The organism is Psychroserpens algicola (genome assembly GCF_014526325.1).
Taxonomy (GTDB): Bacteria; Bacteroidota; Bacteroidia; order Flavobacteriales; family Flavobacteriaceae; genus Psychroserpens; species Psychroserpens algicola.
Map to the genome: position 1 here is coordinate 242,517 of NZ_JACNMJ010000003.1, position 16,802 is coordinate 259,318.

At 38.5% G+C, this 16,802-nt stretch carries 16 protein-coding genes; 5 read left to right on the forward strand and 11 right to left on the reverse strand.

What is annotated here, in order from left to right; all coding sequences use genetic code 11:
• Positions 1 to 2: 2 nt before the first annotated feature.
• The 5 genes from H7350_RS09710 to H7350_RS09730 are packed head-to-tail and all read right to left on the reverse strand — an operon-like array spanning position 3 to position 3,803.
• Positions 3 to 938 (reverse strand): septum formation inhibitor Maf, encoded by a 936-nt coding sequence (locus H7350_RS09710; protein ID WP_204345709.1) that lies wholly within the window; start codon positions 936 to 938, stop codon positions 3 to 5.
• A 34-nt stretch (positions 939 to 972) separates the two neighbouring features.
• Complete coding sequence (locus tag H7350_RS09715) at positions 973 to 1,560, reverse strand: Maf-like protein (RefSeq protein ID WP_204345710.1); 588 nt, start codon at positions 1,558 to 1,560, stop codon at positions 973 to 975.
• A 7-nt stretch (positions 1,561 to 1,567) separates the two neighbouring features.
• A complete protein-coding gene (locus tag H7350_RS09720) occupies positions 1,568 to 2,482 on the reverse strand; it encodes a geranylgeranylglycerol-phosphate geranylgeranyltransferase (protein WP_204345711.1) in 915 nt (304 codons plus the stop codon).
• A 42-nt stretch (positions 2,483 to 2,524) separates the two neighbouring features.
• The gene (locus H7350_RS09725; protein WP_204345712.1) at positions 2,525 to 3,055 is read right to left on the reverse strand and encodes a KdsC family phosphatase; all 531 of its coding nucleotides are present in this window, start codon (positions 3,053 to 3,055) and stop codon (positions 2,525 to 2,527) included.
• Positions 3,045 to 3,803 carry a Rossmann-like and DUF2520 domain-containing protein gene (locus tag H7350_RS09730; protein ID WP_204345736.1) on the reverse strand — a complete coding sequence of 253 codons (759 nt, stop codon included), beginning with the start codon at positions 3,801 to 3,803 and terminating at the stop codon, positions 3,045 to 3,047. Before H7350_RS09730 ends, H7350_RS09725 begins: the two co-directional genes overlap by 11 nt.
• An 85-nt stretch (positions 3,804 to 3,888) precedes the next feature.
• Between H7350_RS09730 and H7350_RS09735 the strand changes: the two genes are divergently transcribed.
• The 3 genes from H7350_RS09735 (at position 3,889) to mscL (ending at position 8,241) form a co-directional block, all read left to right on the forward strand.
• Positions 3,889 to 4,290, forward strand: a complete 402-nt coding sequence (locus H7350_RS09735; protein WP_204345713.1) for a group III truncated hemoglobin — start codon at positions 3,889 to 3,891, stop codon at positions 4,288 to 4,290.
• A 107-nt stretch (positions 4,291 to 4,397) separates the two neighbouring features.
• The gene (locus tag H7350_RS09740) at positions 4,398 to 7,649 is read left to right on the forward strand and encodes a cytochrome c biogenesis protein CcsA (RefSeq protein ID WP_204345714.1); all 3,252 of its coding nucleotides are present in this window, start codon (positions 4,398 to 4,400) and stop codon (positions 7,647 to 7,649) included.
• Positions 7,650 to 7,791: 142 nt separating this feature from the next.
• Positions 7,792 to 8,241 carry a large conductance mechanosensitive channel protein MscL gene (gene mscL, locus H7350_RS09745; RefSeq protein WP_204345715.1) on the forward strand — a complete coding sequence of 150 codons (450 nt, stop codon included), beginning with the start codon at positions 7,792 to 7,794 and terminating at the stop codon, positions 8,239 to 8,241.
• Here mscL and H7350_RS09750 read toward each other — a convergent pair.
• The 6 genes from H7350_RS09750 to H7350_RS09770 all read right to left on the reverse strand — a co-directional run bounded on the left by H7350_RS09750 (position 8,238) and on the right by H7350_RS09770 (position 11,524).
• Positions 8,238 to 8,645, reverse strand: coding sequence for a DUF2452 domain-containing protein (locus H7350_RS09750; RefSeq protein WP_204345716.1), 408 nt, complete (start codon positions 8,643 to 8,645; stop codon positions 8,238 to 8,240). The two genes, mscL and H7350_RS09750, sit on opposite strands and share 4 nt — an antisense overlap.
• Before the next feature lie 654 nt (positions 8,646 to 9,299).
• Positions 9,300 to 9,449, reverse strand: coding sequence for a DUF1737 domain-containing protein (locus H7350_RS09755; RefSeq protein ID WP_204345717.1), 150 nt, complete (start codon positions 9,447 to 9,449; stop codon positions 9,300 to 9,302).
• A gap of 14 nt (positions 9,450 to 9,463) precedes the next feature.
• Positions 9,464 to 10,129, reverse strand: a complete 666-nt coding sequence (locus H7350_RS09760; RefSeq protein WP_204345718.1) for a hypothetical protein — start codon at positions 10,127 to 10,129, stop codon at positions 9,464 to 9,466.
• 20 nt (positions 10,130 to 10,149) lie between these two features.
• The gene (locus H7350_RS17080; RefSeq protein WP_262891166.1) at positions 10,150 to 10,278 is read right to left on the reverse strand and encodes a hypothetical protein; all 129 of its coding nucleotides are present in this window, start codon (positions 10,276 to 10,278) and stop codon (positions 10,150 to 10,152) included.
• A 178-nt stretch (positions 10,279 to 10,456) separates the two neighbouring features.
• Positions 10,457 to 10,744, reverse strand: a complete 288-nt coding sequence (locus H7350_RS09765; RefSeq protein ID WP_204345719.1) for a DUF2188 domain-containing protein — start codon at positions 10,742 to 10,744, stop codon at positions 10,457 to 10,459.
• A gap of 111 nt (positions 10,745 to 10,855) precedes the next feature.
• Positions 10,856 to 11,524, reverse strand: coding sequence for an HAD family hydrolase (locus H7350_RS09770; RefSeq protein WP_204345720.1), 669 nt, complete (start codon positions 11,522 to 11,524; stop codon positions 10,856 to 10,858).
• Positions 11,525 to 11,844: 320 nt separating this feature from the next.
• Here H7350_RS09770 and H7350_RS09775 point away from each other — a divergent pair, with 320 nt between their 5' ends.
• Together H7350_RS09775 and H7350_RS09780 are read left to right on the forward strand one after the other, a co-directional pair.
• Entirely contained in the window at positions 11,845 to 13,251 is a 1,407-nt protein-coding gene (locus H7350_RS09775) for an MATE family efflux transporter (RefSeq protein WP_204345721.1), read from the forward strand.
• 237 nt (positions 13,252 to 13,488) lie between these two features.
• Positions 13,489 to 16,802, forward strand: a 3,314-nt coding sequence (locus tag H7350_RS09780) for a beta strand repeat-containing protein (protein ID WP_420825365.1), incomplete at its 3' end; no start/stop codon positions are given.

A 16,802-nucleotide genomic window follows, 5' to 3' on the forward strand; every position in this document is an offset into this window, starting at 1 on the left:
TTTTACTTTAATTTTAGGGTGTCACGTAAGTGTAAATCAGCATTCGATTTTTTAGTCCAATACGGTGATTTTATCGTGTTTAACAAAGTTGCTTTTGTAATGAGCATTTTGGAATTATCTCCATATCCATCTTTATAAGAGACTTCCCAGCTGGTAATCTGGTGAGGAAATGCTACAGCATAATTGATGGTTAATTTACGGTCAAGTGTTTTAAAATCTATTATATATTGTCCTTTGGTATGTGTAACGTTTGCCTCGTATGCCTTTGTGTCTAGATGTTTAAGTCTCAGATATGCTAATGACGGAATGATGTTAAGCGTGCCAGTTGGTAAACTGGAAGGGTCGAGCCTTAACTGCGTCCATAGTTCATTTTCTAAAACCGCTTTATCTAATTTGAAATTGGCATCGCCTTCACTTTCAAAATAACTGTGTGAGCTTATTTCAAATTGCGACCTGTTATTGAGTTGGGAATATACGTGGCCACACCATTCCTGAACCGAGCAGCTCACTTTCATAGCGTGCGCTGTATTGCTTACAGGATAAAAAGTAGACTCCATAATGGAATACGGATAAATACCAGTCGTAAAGGTTTTCATAGCATTCAGCTTTAAAACTGGTGTATTCGCTTTGTCATACTGGTCTGCTTTTACTTGTGCTTCAGGTAAAAAATCTTCAGTAACGAATACTAAAACAGCTTCGCCATCACGTAATTCACCATAACGAGCCTGCTCTAATTTGTAGGATGATATTTCAGCTTCACCTGCATACCAATAAGATTTAAATGCTTCAGACGGAATAAAAGCATCTGTCGTTTCAATGTTGTCTTCAACTTCTGAAATAGACATAGAATGAAGGGTTTGGTCGTTTGAAACAGAAGGATTTTTACAGGATACTAAAATTCCTAACAATATTGTCAAGGTCGGAATAAACGTTTTCATAATTAAAATTTACTACAAAATTACAACCGAAAACTTATTGAACCATACTGTTTAACGTTTTGTAAAGGAGATGTGTTGGTAAGCCTACAACATTGGTATAAGAACCTTCAATGTTGACGATTCCAATTTGACCAATCCATTCTTGTATGCCATAAGCACCAGCCTTATCAAAAGGTCGATAAGTTGTAATATAATGATTGATTTCGTCTTCAGTTAGTACTTTAAAGGTAACCTTAGTTACTGCATTAACTGTTTTTTGAGTTGTAGGTGTTGTAAAGCAAATAGAGGTAATGACCTCATGTGTTGTTCCGCTCATAGAAGACAACATGTCAAAGGCTTCTTGGGCGTCTTTTGGTTTGCCAAGAGCTTTTTGATTATGCCATACAATAGTATCACTCGTGATTAAAATCTCTTTATCTTGAAGCTCATTTTTAAAGGGAAGAGATTTTAATTGTGCTAAATAATCACTAATCTCAAAATGGCGCAACCGATCTGGATAAGACTCATCAACAGGCTTAAGTCTAATTTCAAAATCTAAACCCAATTCATTAAAAAACTGCTGACGCCTGGGAGAGCCAGAAGCCAGAATAATATGGTAGGTCGCAAGTTTATCGTTAATCATGGTTGAGCTATTTTAGAAGTAAAGGTAATAGCACTAAAGATACTAAACCTAAACCTAATATGATTTTATACATCATACTAAGATGTGTGTAGTGTGATTTATGTTCTGCAGAGAACATTTTTATTGTACAATACAGCAAAGGAGCAATAACAAAACATAAGAAGTAGCCAACGACAATAAGATTGGTATACAAAAATGTAACGATAACATAAATTAGTGCTCCAATAGGTAACATGCTTAAAGCAAAGGCAATTTTGTTAGCACGTTCGCGGCCAATAGCTATTGGTAATGTGTTCATGCCTACTTTGTAATCGCCATCAACATCCTGAATGTCTTTTATGATTTCACGAACAAGATTGATTAAAAAAGCAAAAAGCGCATAGACTCCTGCAATTTGTAAAAAGATAATTTGCGTGTCTCTAATTTGCGGAACAGCTGCTGGTAATATATCAAAAACACCTACAATAATGATGCTCATTGCAACTAAAAATGAGATGAGCAGATTACCAATAAGTATAGTGCCTTTTAGATATGAGGCATACACATAGAGCAATATAGAAATGATAACAAATATTGAGAAAAACGAACTCTCACCAATGCTATGAGATAAATAGAGACCGAGTAAAACTCCTATAACATTGAGCGTAAAAAACAGGGTGTAGGCAAAAGATTCAGAGATCTGTTTACCAATAACAACCTGGTCAGGTTTATTTACCAAATCGGTGTCTACATCATAAATATCATTGATGATGTTTCCGGCTGCAGCAATACAGAGTGTTGTAAGTACTAAAAGAATAAAACGGGTAGTATCTAAAACAGTAATAGGAGCATAGGGCTCAAAAAGTGCATACTTAATAAGAACCTGAGCAATGATAATCATTACCAGATTTTTCCAGCGAATAAGGTTTAAAATACTTAGCATTTATGGTATCCGAAACGTTTAAGAAAATGTCCTAAGAGCGACTTAATCATATTTAGCATCAAAATTCCCGTTCCATTTGCCTTGCACTTTCATAATTTGCTCAATAATATCTCTAGCAGCACCTTTTCCGCCGCCTTTATGTGATATGTACTTGCTCACTGCTTTAACTTCTATGGCTGCATCTTGTGGACAACACGGCAAGCCTACCAGTCGCATGACAGGAATATCAGGAATATCATCTCCCATATATAACACATGTTTAGGATCAATATTGTTATGGCTTAAGTACTCATGAAACTGATTCACCTTTTGATGGGCACCTAAATAAATGTCAGTAATGCCTAAACCTTCTAACCGTTTTTGAACACCAAGGTTACTTCCGCCAGAAATAATACAAATATTAAAGCCAGCATCTTTTGCTGTTTTAAGCGCATAACCATCTTTAATATTCATACGTCGTAGCATGTCACCATTGGTCATAACAGTAACAGTGCCATCGGTAAGCACACCGTCAACATCAAAAATAAAGGTGGTAATTTCTGCCAGATATTCTTTGTAACTTTTATCGTCCATGTGTATGTTGTATTGAAGCGGTTAGGAGTTTATAAATCTCTTTATGTTGTGCATTATCAAGTAATTTCAAATGCTTTTTTATGGTCTTTTTGTCTTTTCGTTTTGCAGGTCCGGTTTGCGACATAAAAGGCGAGTGGTCCTGAACTTTTTGTGCCGTTTCTAAAATTAAAGGTTTTAGTAAATCAAACTCTGCGCCTTGAGATTCGGTAATTTCATGTGCAATGCGATAGAGCTGATTGGTAAAATTGTTTACAAATACAGCTGCCAGATGCAGTGCAGCACGTTGATCACTATTAACACGTTTTGTAATATCAGAAATGCATATAGCTAACCGCTTTAAGGGCATATAATCTGTTTTTCTTAAGGTTTCCAGACAAATTGGAACCTGAGAAAAATCAACTTTTGCAGCTTTAGAAAAGGTTTGTAGCGGGTAAAAGACGCCACGTCTGTTTTTTTTATCGAGGTCATAAGCACTTACACTTCCTGAGGTATGTACAACAAATCGGTTCTCAAAAGGCAATTGCTCTGATAATGGAGCAATAGCATCGTCACTAACGGCTATGATATAAATATCGGCCTCTACAAGTTGTGATATGTCATCAGTTATTTCAACCGTATTGCTATACGATCTAATACCGTCCAAATGCCTGTTATACCACTGTTTTACAACAACGCCATCAGAGGCTTTAAACGCCTTGTACAAATGGGTTGCTACATTGCCAGCTCCTAAAATAACTACTGAAATCATGTTGCAAACATACAATAGAAATACGACATATAAATATGATGTTTTACATTTCATATGAAGATGTATTCGATTATCTTAGCAGTATATGAAAAGAGATATTCAAAATAGAGATGATATTTTTTTGTTGGTAAAAACCTTTTATGATAAGGTGCGTGCTGATGAAACGCTCGGGCCTTTTTTTAATGAGACAATCAAAGATTGGGAAGCGCATTTAGACCATTTGACCACCTTCTGGGAAACAAGTCTCTTTATGACCAAAACCTTAGAGGAAAAGTACTATGGAAATCCGCTGGAAGTTCATGTAAAGGTCGATGCAATGCATGATAATAGCATCACCGAAATGCATTTTGGAATTTGGTTAAACCTCTGGGCGCAAACACTCAATAGCTTATTTGAAGGCGAAGTTGCCGAAAATGCCAAACGCAGAGCTCGTAAAATGGGAACCTTTATGTATCTTAAAATATTCGAAGCCAGACAACAGAAATAGCAGTGTAAAACCTGCTAAAGTTTTAACAGATTTTTGGTGCTAAAAGTCAGGCCAGATACAAACAAAAATGGTTATCTTTGCACAACAAAAAAATAAGCTCTCGCGCTATGCAAAAGAAACTTGCTAACATTCTCTTTTCTACACGTCTTACTGGTATTTTATTTATTGTTTACGCTATCGCTATGATAGTCGGCACATTTATGGATGCTGGCCAGGAGACATCACCAACACCTTACTCAAGACATTACATCTATAATGCATGGTGGTTTGAAACCATAATGATTTTATTTATGGTGAATTTCATCGGAAATATCTTTAGATACAGACTCTTAAGAAAAGAAAAATGGGCAACCTTAATTTTGCATCTGGCATTTATTTTTATCCTTTTAGGTGCAGGAATTACCAGATATATTGGCTTCGAAGGTTGGATGCCAATTCGCGAAGGTGAAACAGAAAATACATTCCTTACCAGAGATATTTATGTTACGGCTTTTATTGATGGTGACCTGGTTATCGACGGACAACAGCAACGACGTGTGATTCAGGAGCGTGTTGATTTTTCAGAGCGCTTAGATAATGACATGGACGTCGAAACCGAATATAATGGTACACCTGTAAAGTTAAGTGTCAAAAAATTTGTCAAAGATGCCGAACTGGATATCATTCCGAGTGATGATGGTGAATCGTATTTAAAACTTGTTGAGGCAGGTGATGAAGCGTCTCATAGTCACTTTATTAAAGATGGTGGTGAAGAACTAATCCATAATGTGGTATTTACCTTAAATAACCCTAAAAAGGGGGCAATCAATATCACGACTCAGGAACATCGATTATTTATCGAATCTCCGTTTGAAGGGGATTATATGACCATGGCAACGCAAGCGACAGGGACGCTTGTCAAAGATTCTATCCAGCCACTAATACTGCGTTCACGATATCAGATTGCAAATATGGCAATGGTGTTTCCAAAGCCCGTAATGAAAGGACAATTTGGCGTTGTAAAAAAATCGCAGTTGCTACGTAGTCGTGAAGATGGTGTGGTTATCGATGTCACTGCAAATGGAGAAACCAAAACAGTGAATTTGTTAGGCGGACAATATGTCAACGGTCGTTTTGAGCAAGTTAATGTTGGCGGATTAGATATCGCTGTCAAATATGGCTCTATAGTCAAAGAACTTCCGTTTAGCATAAAACTCAATGATTTTATGGCAGAACGTTATCCTGGTACCGAAGATAATTTTTCGTCATTCGCTAGTGAAGTAACGGTTATTAAGCCTGATGAAGCGCCTTATGATTATCGCATTTTTATGAATAATATTCTGGATGAAGGTGGCTATCGCTTTTTCCAATCCAGCTTTTTTCCAGATGAAAAAGGAACCAAACTTTCGGTCAATCATGACCAATGGGGAACTTGGGTAACCTATTTCGGATACATGTTATTGTACTTCGGCTTAATGGCTATTCTTTTTGCTAAAGGCACTCGTTTCGCAGATCTTAAACGTATGCTCGAAAAGGTAAAGGCTAAAAAAGAAAAGCTCTTATCTATTCTTGTATTGTGTTTCGGACTGGTAGGATTTGCTCAGGAACATACTGAAGATGATGGCCATAATCACGGTCAGAACCAACAGGAACATTTCGAAGGGGATGGGCATAACCACAGTGCGCAGGTAGCGTTTACTCGACCTTCAAAAGCTGAAATTGATTCGGTAATCAGAGCCAATATCAATCCGAAATCGCACAGTGATAAATTTGGCGAATTAGTTATTCAGGATTACAGTGGTCGTATGATGCCAGCCAACACGTTTGCTTCCGAAGTCCTGAGAAAACTGAGTAAAAAAGACCATTACGAAGAGTTTGATGCCAATCAGGTCTTATTGTCAATGCAAGAGAGTCCGCTCTTCTGGTATAACGTCCCTGTAATTTATCTGGCAAAACGTAAAGCCGATTCTATCCGAAAAATTATTGGTGTCGATACCGATGTGAAATATGTATCTATCGCCGATTTCTTAACCGATGATGGTCGTAACAAATTGGGACCTTACTTACAGGATGCTTATAGTACAGATACGCCTAATGGGTTTCAAAAGGAATTCAGAGAAGCTTATGACCGCATGAGTTTGTTATTTAATACGCTCGACGGACGATCAATGAAAATTTTTCCTGTGCCTGGTGATGACAAAAACACATGGATTTCTCCAGTGGAATACAGAGAAGACTACCGAACTAAAATTAAAGATACACTCTACGGAAAGTTTATTGAAAACAGTTTAAGTTATTACCTGAGCGAATTGTATAAAGCGAGACAATCGGGAGATTTCTCAACGGCAGACCGCTTGTTGGACGGATTTAAAAAGAACCAGCAACAGGAGGGAAGTGAAGTCATGCTTTCCGATGATAAAATCAAAACCGAAATTTTATACAACAAATACGACATTTTCAAAAAACTGTATTTGTATTACATGCTTTTTGGTGTTGTTCTGTTTGTATTACTTATCATTCAAATTTTTAAAACACGAAGTAAACTTATAGATGTTGCTGTAAAAGTTTTTGGTATTGCCATCCTCCTCACGTTTTTAGTGCATACAGGCGGATTAATCGTCCGTTGGTATATTTCAGGGCACGCACCTTGGAGTGATGCCTACGAATCGATGATTTATGTCGCATGGGCAACCATGTTTTTTGGTCTCGCCTTCGGACGACAAAGTCGATTAACACTTGCAGCTACAGCCTTTGTAACGTCTATGATTTTACTGGTAGCGCATTTAAATTGGATGGATCCTGCCATCTCCAATCTGCAACCGGTTTTAGATAGTTACTGGTTAATGATTCACGTGGCAGTTATCGTGGCAAGTTATGGTCCGTTTACCTTAGGTATGATTTTAGGCTTGACCGTTTTATTGCTGATGATTTTTACAACCAAAGAAAATAAAGTTAAAATGGACATGAACATCAAAGAGCTCACCATTATTAACGAAATGGCACTTACGGTTGGTCTGGTGATGCTTACTATTGGAAATTTCCTTGGAGGTATGTGGGCAAACGAAAGTTGGGGACGTTATTGGGGCTGGGATCCAAAAGAAACCTGGGCACTCATCAGTATTATGGTATATGCCTTTGTCATTCATATGCGTCTTATTCCTGGATTGCGTGGCCGCTTTGGTTTTAACCTGTTATCGGTTTTTGCATTCTCAAGCATTATGTTTACCTATTTTGGTGTAAACTTCTACCTGGCAGGATTACACTCATACCAATCAGGACAGCAAATCTTAAGCTTTAAAATTATAGCGAGTGTTATTGCTGTTTTAGTGGTTATTAGTTTACTGGCATACCGAAAATATGCGAAATATTATAAAAAATAAACCCAAATAATTAAGAAGTTCAATACTGCATTGCGGTATCAAAAGCGATGTAATGTCTTTAACATACAAGCAATAAAGTTCATTTTGTATCTAAACGACGATTAGAATACCTTTGCAACCAGTCACTAAAACATATAACACCATGAAGTTTTTAAAAGAGTTTAAAGAATTTGCTGTAAAAGGCAATATGATGGATATGGCTATTGGTATCATCATTGGCGCAGCATTTAATAAAGTGATAGATGTATTAGTCAAAAAAGTCTTTATGCCACCATTGTCTTTAATGACCGACGGACTCAATTATCAGGATAAAAAATATATACTACGCGAAGCCGTAACTAACGCTCAGGGTGAGATTACTACGCAGCAAGTAGCGATTGAATATGGTGTGTTATTCGAAACATTTTTAGATTTCCTAATAGTCGGACTTACCGTATTTATCGTCGTTAAAGGCATGAATCGTTTACGAGATAAAGCGCAGGACCCAAAAAACAAAGTCGTTAAAACCCCTAAGGATATTGAACTGCTTTCAAAACTTACTGAATTGCTAGAGGAGCAGAACGCGCTGTTAAAAAAGCCTAAAAAAAATTAATGTGCTACCTTTTTCCAAAGCAATTCGCTGGTCAATTGAAAACTGCCGATATAGTCAAAATTATTACTATCAGGCGTCAGTATAGATAAAAAAGGAGCATCGTGGGTATCGCGATATAAATGATACGTTTCACCAACGATGGGTTCGAAGTTATAACGCGCATTATAAACGAGCGTATTGTATTCCAATTCCTCAACCATTTGATCATAAGCGGCTTTAAGCTCTACATATTTCGCTTGTATCTGCTTATTGGCTTTATGGACGTTACGGTCTTTCCATGATGAGGTATCGCTAACCTGTATAGAAGGCGCACCTACATTTGTAGCAAAAGGCTTCAGAGACGCATCATAACGTTGGGTAGCTTCATTAAATACAACTTGATCTGGTTTTTTCGCTTTCGACATGGTAAATATTCATTTTTGCAAAGATAAAGCACACATTTTATTCATATTGATTAATCTAAAAGTTTTTTTAAAGCCAATTTTGTCATGTTAAACAAAGCTATTAATTAAAACCATCACTAATGGATACGGATACAATCATGTTGATATTAACATTTCTAGTCTCAGCAGCTACAATTCTTTGGGGGATTCAGATTATTAATTCTAAGCGTTAACATCAAGTTAGACATCAACACAAACCTGATACCACAGAAACCTTATTTTTTCTTATCTTAGGAAAGTGAACCAATACATCAACCATGAGTTTTTTTAAAAAAATCGGTCCTTCTAATTTGTTTATGTTGGCACTCTGTGTGCTCATCATTGTAGTGGCCGAATACCTATTCTTAAGAGGTGATCAGCTGCATGGTATATTTGTCGGACTTTGGGTACCGACACTCCTCGGAATAGTCATCTTTATAAAACAGATAAAAAATGGACGCTAACGATATTGTACTGTGGTTTTCGGTGTTTGTTTCCATTTGTGTCGTTATATGGGCTATTCTTGCCATCCGCGCTTATGATAAGGTGGATCGGGATAATCGATAAGTACCAACGCACAAGTCTACGTCAAAATATCATAGTCAGTGTAGCCTCCGTTTATGATCTAATATATATTTAATGTTTAGGCATCACCACAGCCTGATAGACTTCATCGCCAACACCTTTAGCGACACCGCCTTGGAGTTGCCATCCTGATTTAATATGGTCGTTTACGATATGATTTAAATTATGGTAATTGATACTATGTAAAATTTTATATTCCATGATATGTTTATGAGTTATGTGGTTAGGGCATTAAAGTCTTGGTCTTCTTTTTCGGCTAACTGTTTCACTAAAGCGTCAAACCGTTCAGGTTCGCCAATCTCTTCAAAAAATTGTTCGACCAATAGCGGCGGAAAGGCTTTAACCTCAGGATAAGACGCACCAATAGAGTTAAAATAATCCTGAGCCTGAGGTACATGCACAAACATGCTGGCTATTTTTTTAGGATACAAACCTTCCAGATTGGCTAAATCCTGTTTGCTCACAGGTTGCCATAATTCGCCCTTAGAATCCTGCCATTTGGTAACTAATGTTAGTATTAAAAACCCAAGTTTTGGCTGTTTTGGGAGCTTAAGATAATCTGCATAATTTTTTTTAAAGGTATTAGGACTTGTACGTAACAGACTGTAGATATCGGCTTTCCTAATTTTACCTGTAAGATGCGCATCTACAATTGAAGCAAGTGTCTCATTTGATAGACTGGTATATGGGGTTTCACGTAAATCTAACCAGTTGGCATGATACATCACATACACGAGCCAGCGTCGTCGTGAACGAAACCCGTCACTAAACACACCAGCCATCACTACACCACACAGATGCCAAAGATCCTTCCAGCGATGGCCTTTGGGCACTATGGCTTTTAAAAGCTCAGCCCATTCATTATTGCTTTGTTTTGGCATCTGTAGGTATGCTTTAGATGTTACTTTTTTCGATTCGGGTTTAATTGTGCGCCTCGATTCCCTTGGGTTTTGCTGTAGGCTTGGTTAGATCCAGATGTCCCTTTGTTAGCATTAGATTGGTTCGATTTGTGGTTGTTTTGTGTTCGCATGATTTTATAAATTTTAAAGATTAATACCACAAAACTAAAACCTCTTTTTTTGCGGTTTCTAGATATTGACGATTTTTGGGTTTATTTAAAAAAATAATTCAGTTTTAGAATTTTAGTATTTCATAACTAAGTTTAATTTATTTCTAAAAATAATAAAGGATTAAATTTAAAACCACAATCAATCACCATAACTTACCCGATCCCGAATTCCACCACGCTCACGATGAATAATCACATCAGCCTTATAGCGTTTCGCCAGCGTCTTGGCTTTATTAATGGCGGTACTCTGTTTACGGTGTTTGGAAGTAATACGTTTATTCCCCTCACGACGAACAGCCCAGCCGTTTTCATAAGGTACCACATGTTGGTGCCATGTACGCTTCCGTTGGGTATCATATCCCAAAGCTTTCAAAATAGCGTGCAGTAACTTTTGTATATCGTTTGTTAGGGAGTTCTGTTGTGACATGTTTACTGATATACTGTAAAAGTAATAAATTCGGACTATCTTGTGTATGCTATACTTTTAACACTGACAAAGTATAACAAACAACCACATTAGTACAAGTAATGTCGTTTTTCATGAGGCTGTAGATAATAATGTCGCTAAAGCATCATACCTGATAGCTTTAAAATCTGAAACCACCAAATCGGCTTTACTGTAATCCTGATCTTCACTGTGTAAACTGTCATAACCTATACAGTAAATCCCAGCAGCTTTGGCAGCAGCAATTCCATTCGTAGAATCTTCAATCACAAAACAGTCTTTGACATCATGCCCCGAAAGTTCAGCAGCTTTCTCAAATATTTCTGGATGAGGCTTTGAGGCTTTTAAGTCGGCACCACTAATTTTAGCAACAAAATAGCGGTCTAAATCAAAACGCTCAAAAATACGGTTGATATTGGCCATCGATGCTGAAGAAGCGAGCACCAAAGTCATGCCATGACTGTGATAATCTTTGATCAAATCTAAGACACCATCTAAAAGATGAAGCGATGTATCGGTATCAAATAACTGTTTGAAATGGTGACGTTTGATGTCAACTAAAGTCTGAGCACCCAAAGGGAGTTTAAACTGAGATTTCAGAGACTCACAAATTTCTAAGGTAGATTGTCCAGTAAATGAAGCGTATAAATCGTCTGGGACTTCGATATTAACGTCATTAAACATTTGGTAGTAGGCTTTATAATGTAATGGCTCAGAATCGACAATGACTCCGTCCATATCAAATAAGGCGGCTTTAAACATGTTGGTTGAATTAATTAGCGTTACGAATATATAGAAATACCTATTGATTATCAATAGTTTCAATGTATAAATATACTTTCATGGCGTTCAGACGCAGTTATGTTCGATAAACTGTGTGTAACAGGTATTTTTAGTCTGTGCAACATAAAATTGAAATAGGATTTGTCTTTCCTATTTTGAAATCTAAAATTAATTCTGCACCTTTGAGTTATGATTGTTTAAGCCACACTTCGCGATACGTCACAATGTATAAGTGACATTCAAAACTTGCCATGAGCACGTAGCTCTTGGTTATACCTATTATTTTATAGTTTACAATCATGTCAAAATCAAATATTTCAATTTCCAAATTATACCTTTACTTCAAACAGGCAGTTTCAGGTAAGGAACAAGAATTCACGTCTGGTAGCATTCGAAAAGCAGTGTTTATGCTCTCTATTCCTATGATCTTAGAGATGCTTATGGAATCCATTTTCGCAGTAGTCGATATCTTTTATGTGTCTAAAGTTAGCGTTAATGCTGTGGCTACTATCGGACTCACCGAATCGGTTGTCACACTGGTGTATGCGGTGGCTATCGGACTCAGTATGGCTGCAACGGCTATTGTTGCTAGGCGTATTGGTGAAAAAGATAATGAAGGTGCGTCGCAGGCTGCTGTTCAAGTGATTCTCCTAGGGATTTTAGTGGCTGCTGTGATTAGCGTTATCGGAATCTTGTTTCCCAAGGACATCTTAGCACTCATGGGTGGCGAACCCGATTTAATTGCTGAAGGCTACGGATATACGCAAATTCTTTTAGGCGGAAATGTAACCATCATGCTCCTGTTTTTAATTAATGCGATTTTTAGAGGTGCTGGCGATGCATCGATGGCGATGTGGACCTTGATTCTATCCAACGGATTGAACATCATCTTAGATCCCATGTTTATTTTCGGCTTTGGGCCAATTCCTGCTTATGGTGTCGAAGGTGCAGCTATAGCAACGACCATCGGTAGAGGGTCTGCTGTGGTGTTTCAGCTAATCGTTTTATTCTATGGATGGAGCCGAATAAAAGTCGGAGTTAAAGATGTGGTATTAAGAGTTGCAGTAATGGTCAACCTGATTAAAGTGTCGCTTGGTGGAATCGGACAGTTTTTAATAGGAACGTCATCTTGGGTGTTTCTTATGCGTATCATGAGTGAGTTCGGCAGCGAAGTCCTCGCAGGATATACCATTGCCATTCGCGTCATGATGTTCACCTTTATGCCTGCATGGGGAATGAGCAATGCTGCAGCAACCTTAGTCGGACAAAATCTCGGCGCCAAACTACCTGAACGTGCCGAACAATCTGTCTGGAAAACAGGGAAGTACTGTGCTTATTTTATGGGTGTTGTTTCCATTGCTTATTTAGTGTTTGCACCACAAATTATTTCATGGTTTACAGACGTTCCAAGTGTTGTAGAAAACGGAAGTCTTTGTCTTAGAGTGATTGCTGCAGGTTATATTTTTTATGCCTACGGTATGGTTGTCATCAATTCGTTTAATGGCGCAGGAGATACAATGACACCAACCATTATCAACTTTATTTGCTTTTGGTTATTCCAATTGCCATTTGCCTACCTCATGGCGATTACCTTTGATTTCGGACCAACAGGCGTGTTTTTAGCTATCGTTCTGGCCGAAGTTTTAATTTCGATAATAGCCATCCTATGGTTTCGTAAAGGACAGTGGAAATTAAAGCAAGTCTGAAAGACCATGATTTTGTCGAGATTTTCGTACAATATTACCTTGAAAATCAATGTTTAAAGTTTTTTTTAGTGTTTGAACGAGTAAATAGTTTTAGAAAATAACTTAGCTGTATTTTAGCTTATTCCCTCATTTGATTAATAGCCATTTAATAGTACCAAATCTAGTATGTGACTAATGTTTCCATTTTATGGAGATAGCATTACGAATGTGCATTAACCTATTTAAAGGATATTAACAATGAAAAATTTACGTTCATTATTACTCGCTTTAGCATGTTTTTGTTTAGGAATTTTTGCTTCATCTGCACAATCTGGCATCTATGAAAGCTATGCGATTTTAGATACAGGTTCAGGGAATACCTATTTTGACTTACAGGCATCTACAGGAAATATAGATTTTGATGGAGCAAACCTAGGTAATTTTAGTTGTGACGGCTCATTACTCTTAAATGGAGCTCAAAACAAAATTTATAAATGTGATACGGATAATATTACGAACGGTTTTTTAAATTACCGTATTTATCTCACTTCAGATACACCACCAGCATTTACAGGCAGTGTGTCCTTACCTTTTTTAAGTAATGATGCGGCAACAGGACAATGTACTCCAGGAGAAACTAACCAAACTTGGGAAGAAGCCTCAGCCAATATTAATATCATTAGTGGTTTAGCTTTAGGGACATATTATCTCGAAGTTTTTACAACAGCAGATTTTACATATACTTCAGGTGGAGGAGGTTCTGGGACGCATTTTGCTCATAATGCCACTTTAAATTATAAAGCTACATTTTCAGTAGTTGATACCACAGCACCAACGCCAGATGCAGCAAGTCTGTCTGATATTACAGCCGAATGTGAAGTGACGAGTTTATCAGCACCAACAGCAACAGATAATTGTGGCGGCTCAGTGACAGTAAGCCATGATGCTACTTTACCAATTTCAGGAGAAGGCACAACAACCATAGTGACCTGGACGTATGATGATGGCAACGGTAATACATCTACTCAAACTCAAAATGTGATTATTGATGATATCACAGCACCAACGCCAGATGCAGCGAGTCTGTCTGATATCACAGCTGAATGTGAAGTAACCAGTTTAACAGCACCAACAGCAACAGATAATTGTGGCGGAACAGTGACAGTAAGCCATGATGCCACTTTACCAATTTCAGGAGAAGGATCGACAACCATAGTCACCTGGACGTATGATGATGGCAACGGCAACACGTCTACACAAACTCAAAATGTGATTATTGATGATGTGACAGCACCAACGCCAGATGCAGCAAGTCTGTCTGATATTACAGCGGAATGTGAAGTAACAAGTTTAACAGCACCAACAGCAACAGATAATTGTGGCGGCTCAGTGACAGTAAGCCATGATGCCACTTTACCAATTTCAGGAGAAGGATCGACAACCATAGTCACCTGGACGTACGATGATGGCAACGGCAATACATCTACTCAAACCCAAAATGTAAGTATTGATGATATCACAGCACCAACACCAGATGCAGCAAGTCTGTCTGATATCACAGCGGAATGTGAAGTAACCAGTTTAACAGCACCAACCGCAACAGATAATTGTGGCGGCTCAGTGACAGTAAGCCATGATGCCACCTTACCAATTTCAGGAGAAGGATCGACAACCATAGTCACCTGGACGTATGATGATGGCAACGGTAATACATCTACTCAAACTCAAAATGTGATTATTGATGATATCACAGCACCAACGCCAGATGCAGCAAGTCTCTCGGATATTACAGCGGAATGTGAAGTAACAAGTTTAACAGCACCAACCGCAACAGATAACTGTGGCGGCTCAGTGACCGTAAGCCATGATGCTACTTTACCAATTTCAGGAGAAGGATCGACAACCATAGTGACCTGGACGTATGATGATGGCAACGGCAACACGTCTACACAAACTCAAAATGTGATTATTGATGATGTGACAGCACCAACACCAGATGCAGCAAGTCTGTCTGATATTACAGCGGAATGTGAAGTAACAAGTTTAACAGCACCAACAGCAACAGATAATTGTGGTGGCTCAGTGACAGTAAGTCATGATGCCACTTTACCAATTTCAGGAGAAGGATCGACAACCATAGTCACCTGGACGTATGATGATGGCAACGGCAATACATCAACTCAAACCCAAAATGTAATTATTGATGATATCACAGCACCAACGCCAGATGCAGCAAGTCTGTCTGATATTACAGCCGAATGTGAAGTAACCAGTTTAACAGCACCAACCGCAACAGATAATTGTGGCGGAACAGTGACAGTAAGCCATGATGCCACCTTACCAATTTCAGGAGAAGGATCGACAACCATAGTGACCTGGACGTATGATGATGGCAACGGCAATACATCAACTCAAACCCAAAATGTAAGTATTGATGATGTCACAGCACCAACGCCAGATGCAGCGAGTCTGTCTGATATTACAGCGGAATGTGAAGTAACCAGTTTAACAGCACCAACGGCAACAGATAATTGTGGCGGCTCAGTGACCGTAAGCCATGATGCTACTTTACCAATTTCAGGAGAAGGATCGACAACCATAGTCACATGGACATATGATGATGGCAACGGCAATACATCAACTCAAACCCAAAATGTAAGTATTGATGATATCACAGCACCAACGCCAGATGCAGCGAGTCTGTCTGATATTACAGCCGAATGTGAAGTAACGAGTTTAACAGCACCAACGGCAACAGATAATTGTGGCGGCTCAGTGACCGTAAGCCATGATGCTACTTTACCAATTTCAGGCGAAGGATCGACAACCATAGTCACATGGACATATGATGATGGCAACGGCAATACATCAACTCAAACCCAAAATGTAAGTATTGATGATATCACAGCACCAACGCCAGATGCAGCAAGTCTGTCTGATATTACAGCGGAATGTGAAGTAACAAGTTTAACAGCACCAACTGCAACAGATAACTGTGGCGGCTCAGTGACAGTAAGCCATGATGCTACTTTACCAATTTCAGGAGAAGGATCGACAACCATAGTGACCTGGACGTATGATGATGGCAACGGCAACACGTCTACACAAACTCAAAATGTGATTATTGATGATGTGACAGCACCAACACCAGATGCAGCAAGTCTGTCTGATATTACAGCGGAATGTGAAGTAACAAGTTTAACAGCACCAACAGCAACAGATAATTGTGGTGGCTCAGTGACAGTAAGTCATGATGCCACTTTACCAATTTCAGGAGAAGGATCGACAACCATAGTCACCTGGACGTATGATGATGGCAACGGCAATACATCAACTCAAACCCAAAATGTAAGTATTGATGATATCACAGCACCAACGCCAGATGCAGCAAGTCTGTCTGATATTACAGCCGAATGTGAAGTAACAAGTTTAACAGCACCAACGGCAACAGATAATTGTGGCGGCTCAGTGACCGTAAGCCATGATGCTACTTTACCAATTTCAGGAGAAGGATCGACAACCATAGTCACATGGACATATGATGATGGCAACGGCAATACATCTACTCAAAC

What these genes read in the sequence shown, in the direction of transcription:
- H7350_RS09765 (WP_204345719.1), bottom strand. Translation starts at nt 10,744, where the DNA reads ATGTCACAACAGAACTCCCTAACAAACGATATACAAAAGTTACTGCAC.
- H7350_RS09710 (WP_204345709.1), bottom strand. Translation starts at nt 938, where the DNA reads ATGAAAACGTTTATTCCGACCTTGACAATATTGTTAGGAATTTTAGTA.
- H7350_RS09720 (WP_204345711.1), bottom strand. Translation starts at nt 2,482, where the DNA reads ATGCTAAGTATTTTAAACCTTATTCGCTGGAAAAATCTGGTAATGATT.
- H7350_RS09750 (WP_204345716.1), bottom strand. Translation starts at nt 8,645, where the DNA reads ATGTCGAAAGCGAAAAAACCAGATCAAGTTGTATTTAATGAAGCTACC.
- H7350_RS17080 (WP_262891166.1), bottom strand. Translation starts at nt 10,278, where the DNA reads ATGCGAACACAAAACAACCACAAATCGAACCAATCTAATGCTAACAAA.
- H7350_RS09770 (WP_204345720.1), bottom strand. Translation starts at nt 11,524, where the DNA reads ATGTTTAAAGCCGCCTTATTTGATATGGACGGAGTCATTGTCGATTCT.
- mscL (WP_204345715.1), top strand. Translation starts at nt 7,792, where the DNA reads ATGAAGTTTTTAAAAGAGTTTAAAGAATTTGCTGTAAAAGGCAATATG.
- H7350_RS09725 (WP_204345712.1), bottom strand. Translation starts at nt 3,055, where the DNA reads ATGGACGATAAAAGTTACAAAGAATATCTGGCAGAAATTACCACCTTT.
- H7350_RS09730 (WP_204345736.1), bottom strand. Translation starts at nt 3,803, where the DNA reads ATGATTTCAGTAGTTATTTTAGGAGCTGGCAATGTAGCAACCCATTTG.
- H7350_RS09735 (WP_204345713.1), top strand. Translation starts at nt 3,889, where the DNA reads ATGAAAAGAGATATTCAAAATAGAGATGATATTTTTTTGTTGGTAAAA.
- H7350_RS09775 (WP_204345721.1), top strand. Translation starts at nt 11,845, where the DNA reads ATGTCAAAATCAAATATTTCAATTTCCAAATTATACCTTTACTTCAAA.
- H7350_RS09715 (WP_204345710.1), bottom strand. Translation starts at nt 1,560, where the DNA reads ATGATTAACGATAAACTTGCGACCTACCATATTATTCTGGCTTCTGGC.
- H7350_RS09760 (WP_204345718.1), bottom strand. Translation starts at nt 10,129, where the DNA reads ATGCCAAAACAAAGCAATAATGAATGGGCTGAGCTTTTAAAAGCCATA.
- H7350_RS09740 (WP_204345714.1), top strand. Translation starts at nt 4,398, where the DNA reads ATGCAAAAGAAACTTGCTAACATTCTCTTTTCTACACGTCTTACTGGT.
- H7350_RS09755 (WP_204345717.1), bottom strand. Translation starts at nt 9,449, where the DNA reads ATGGAATATAAAATTTTACATAGTATCAATTACCATAATTTAAATCAT.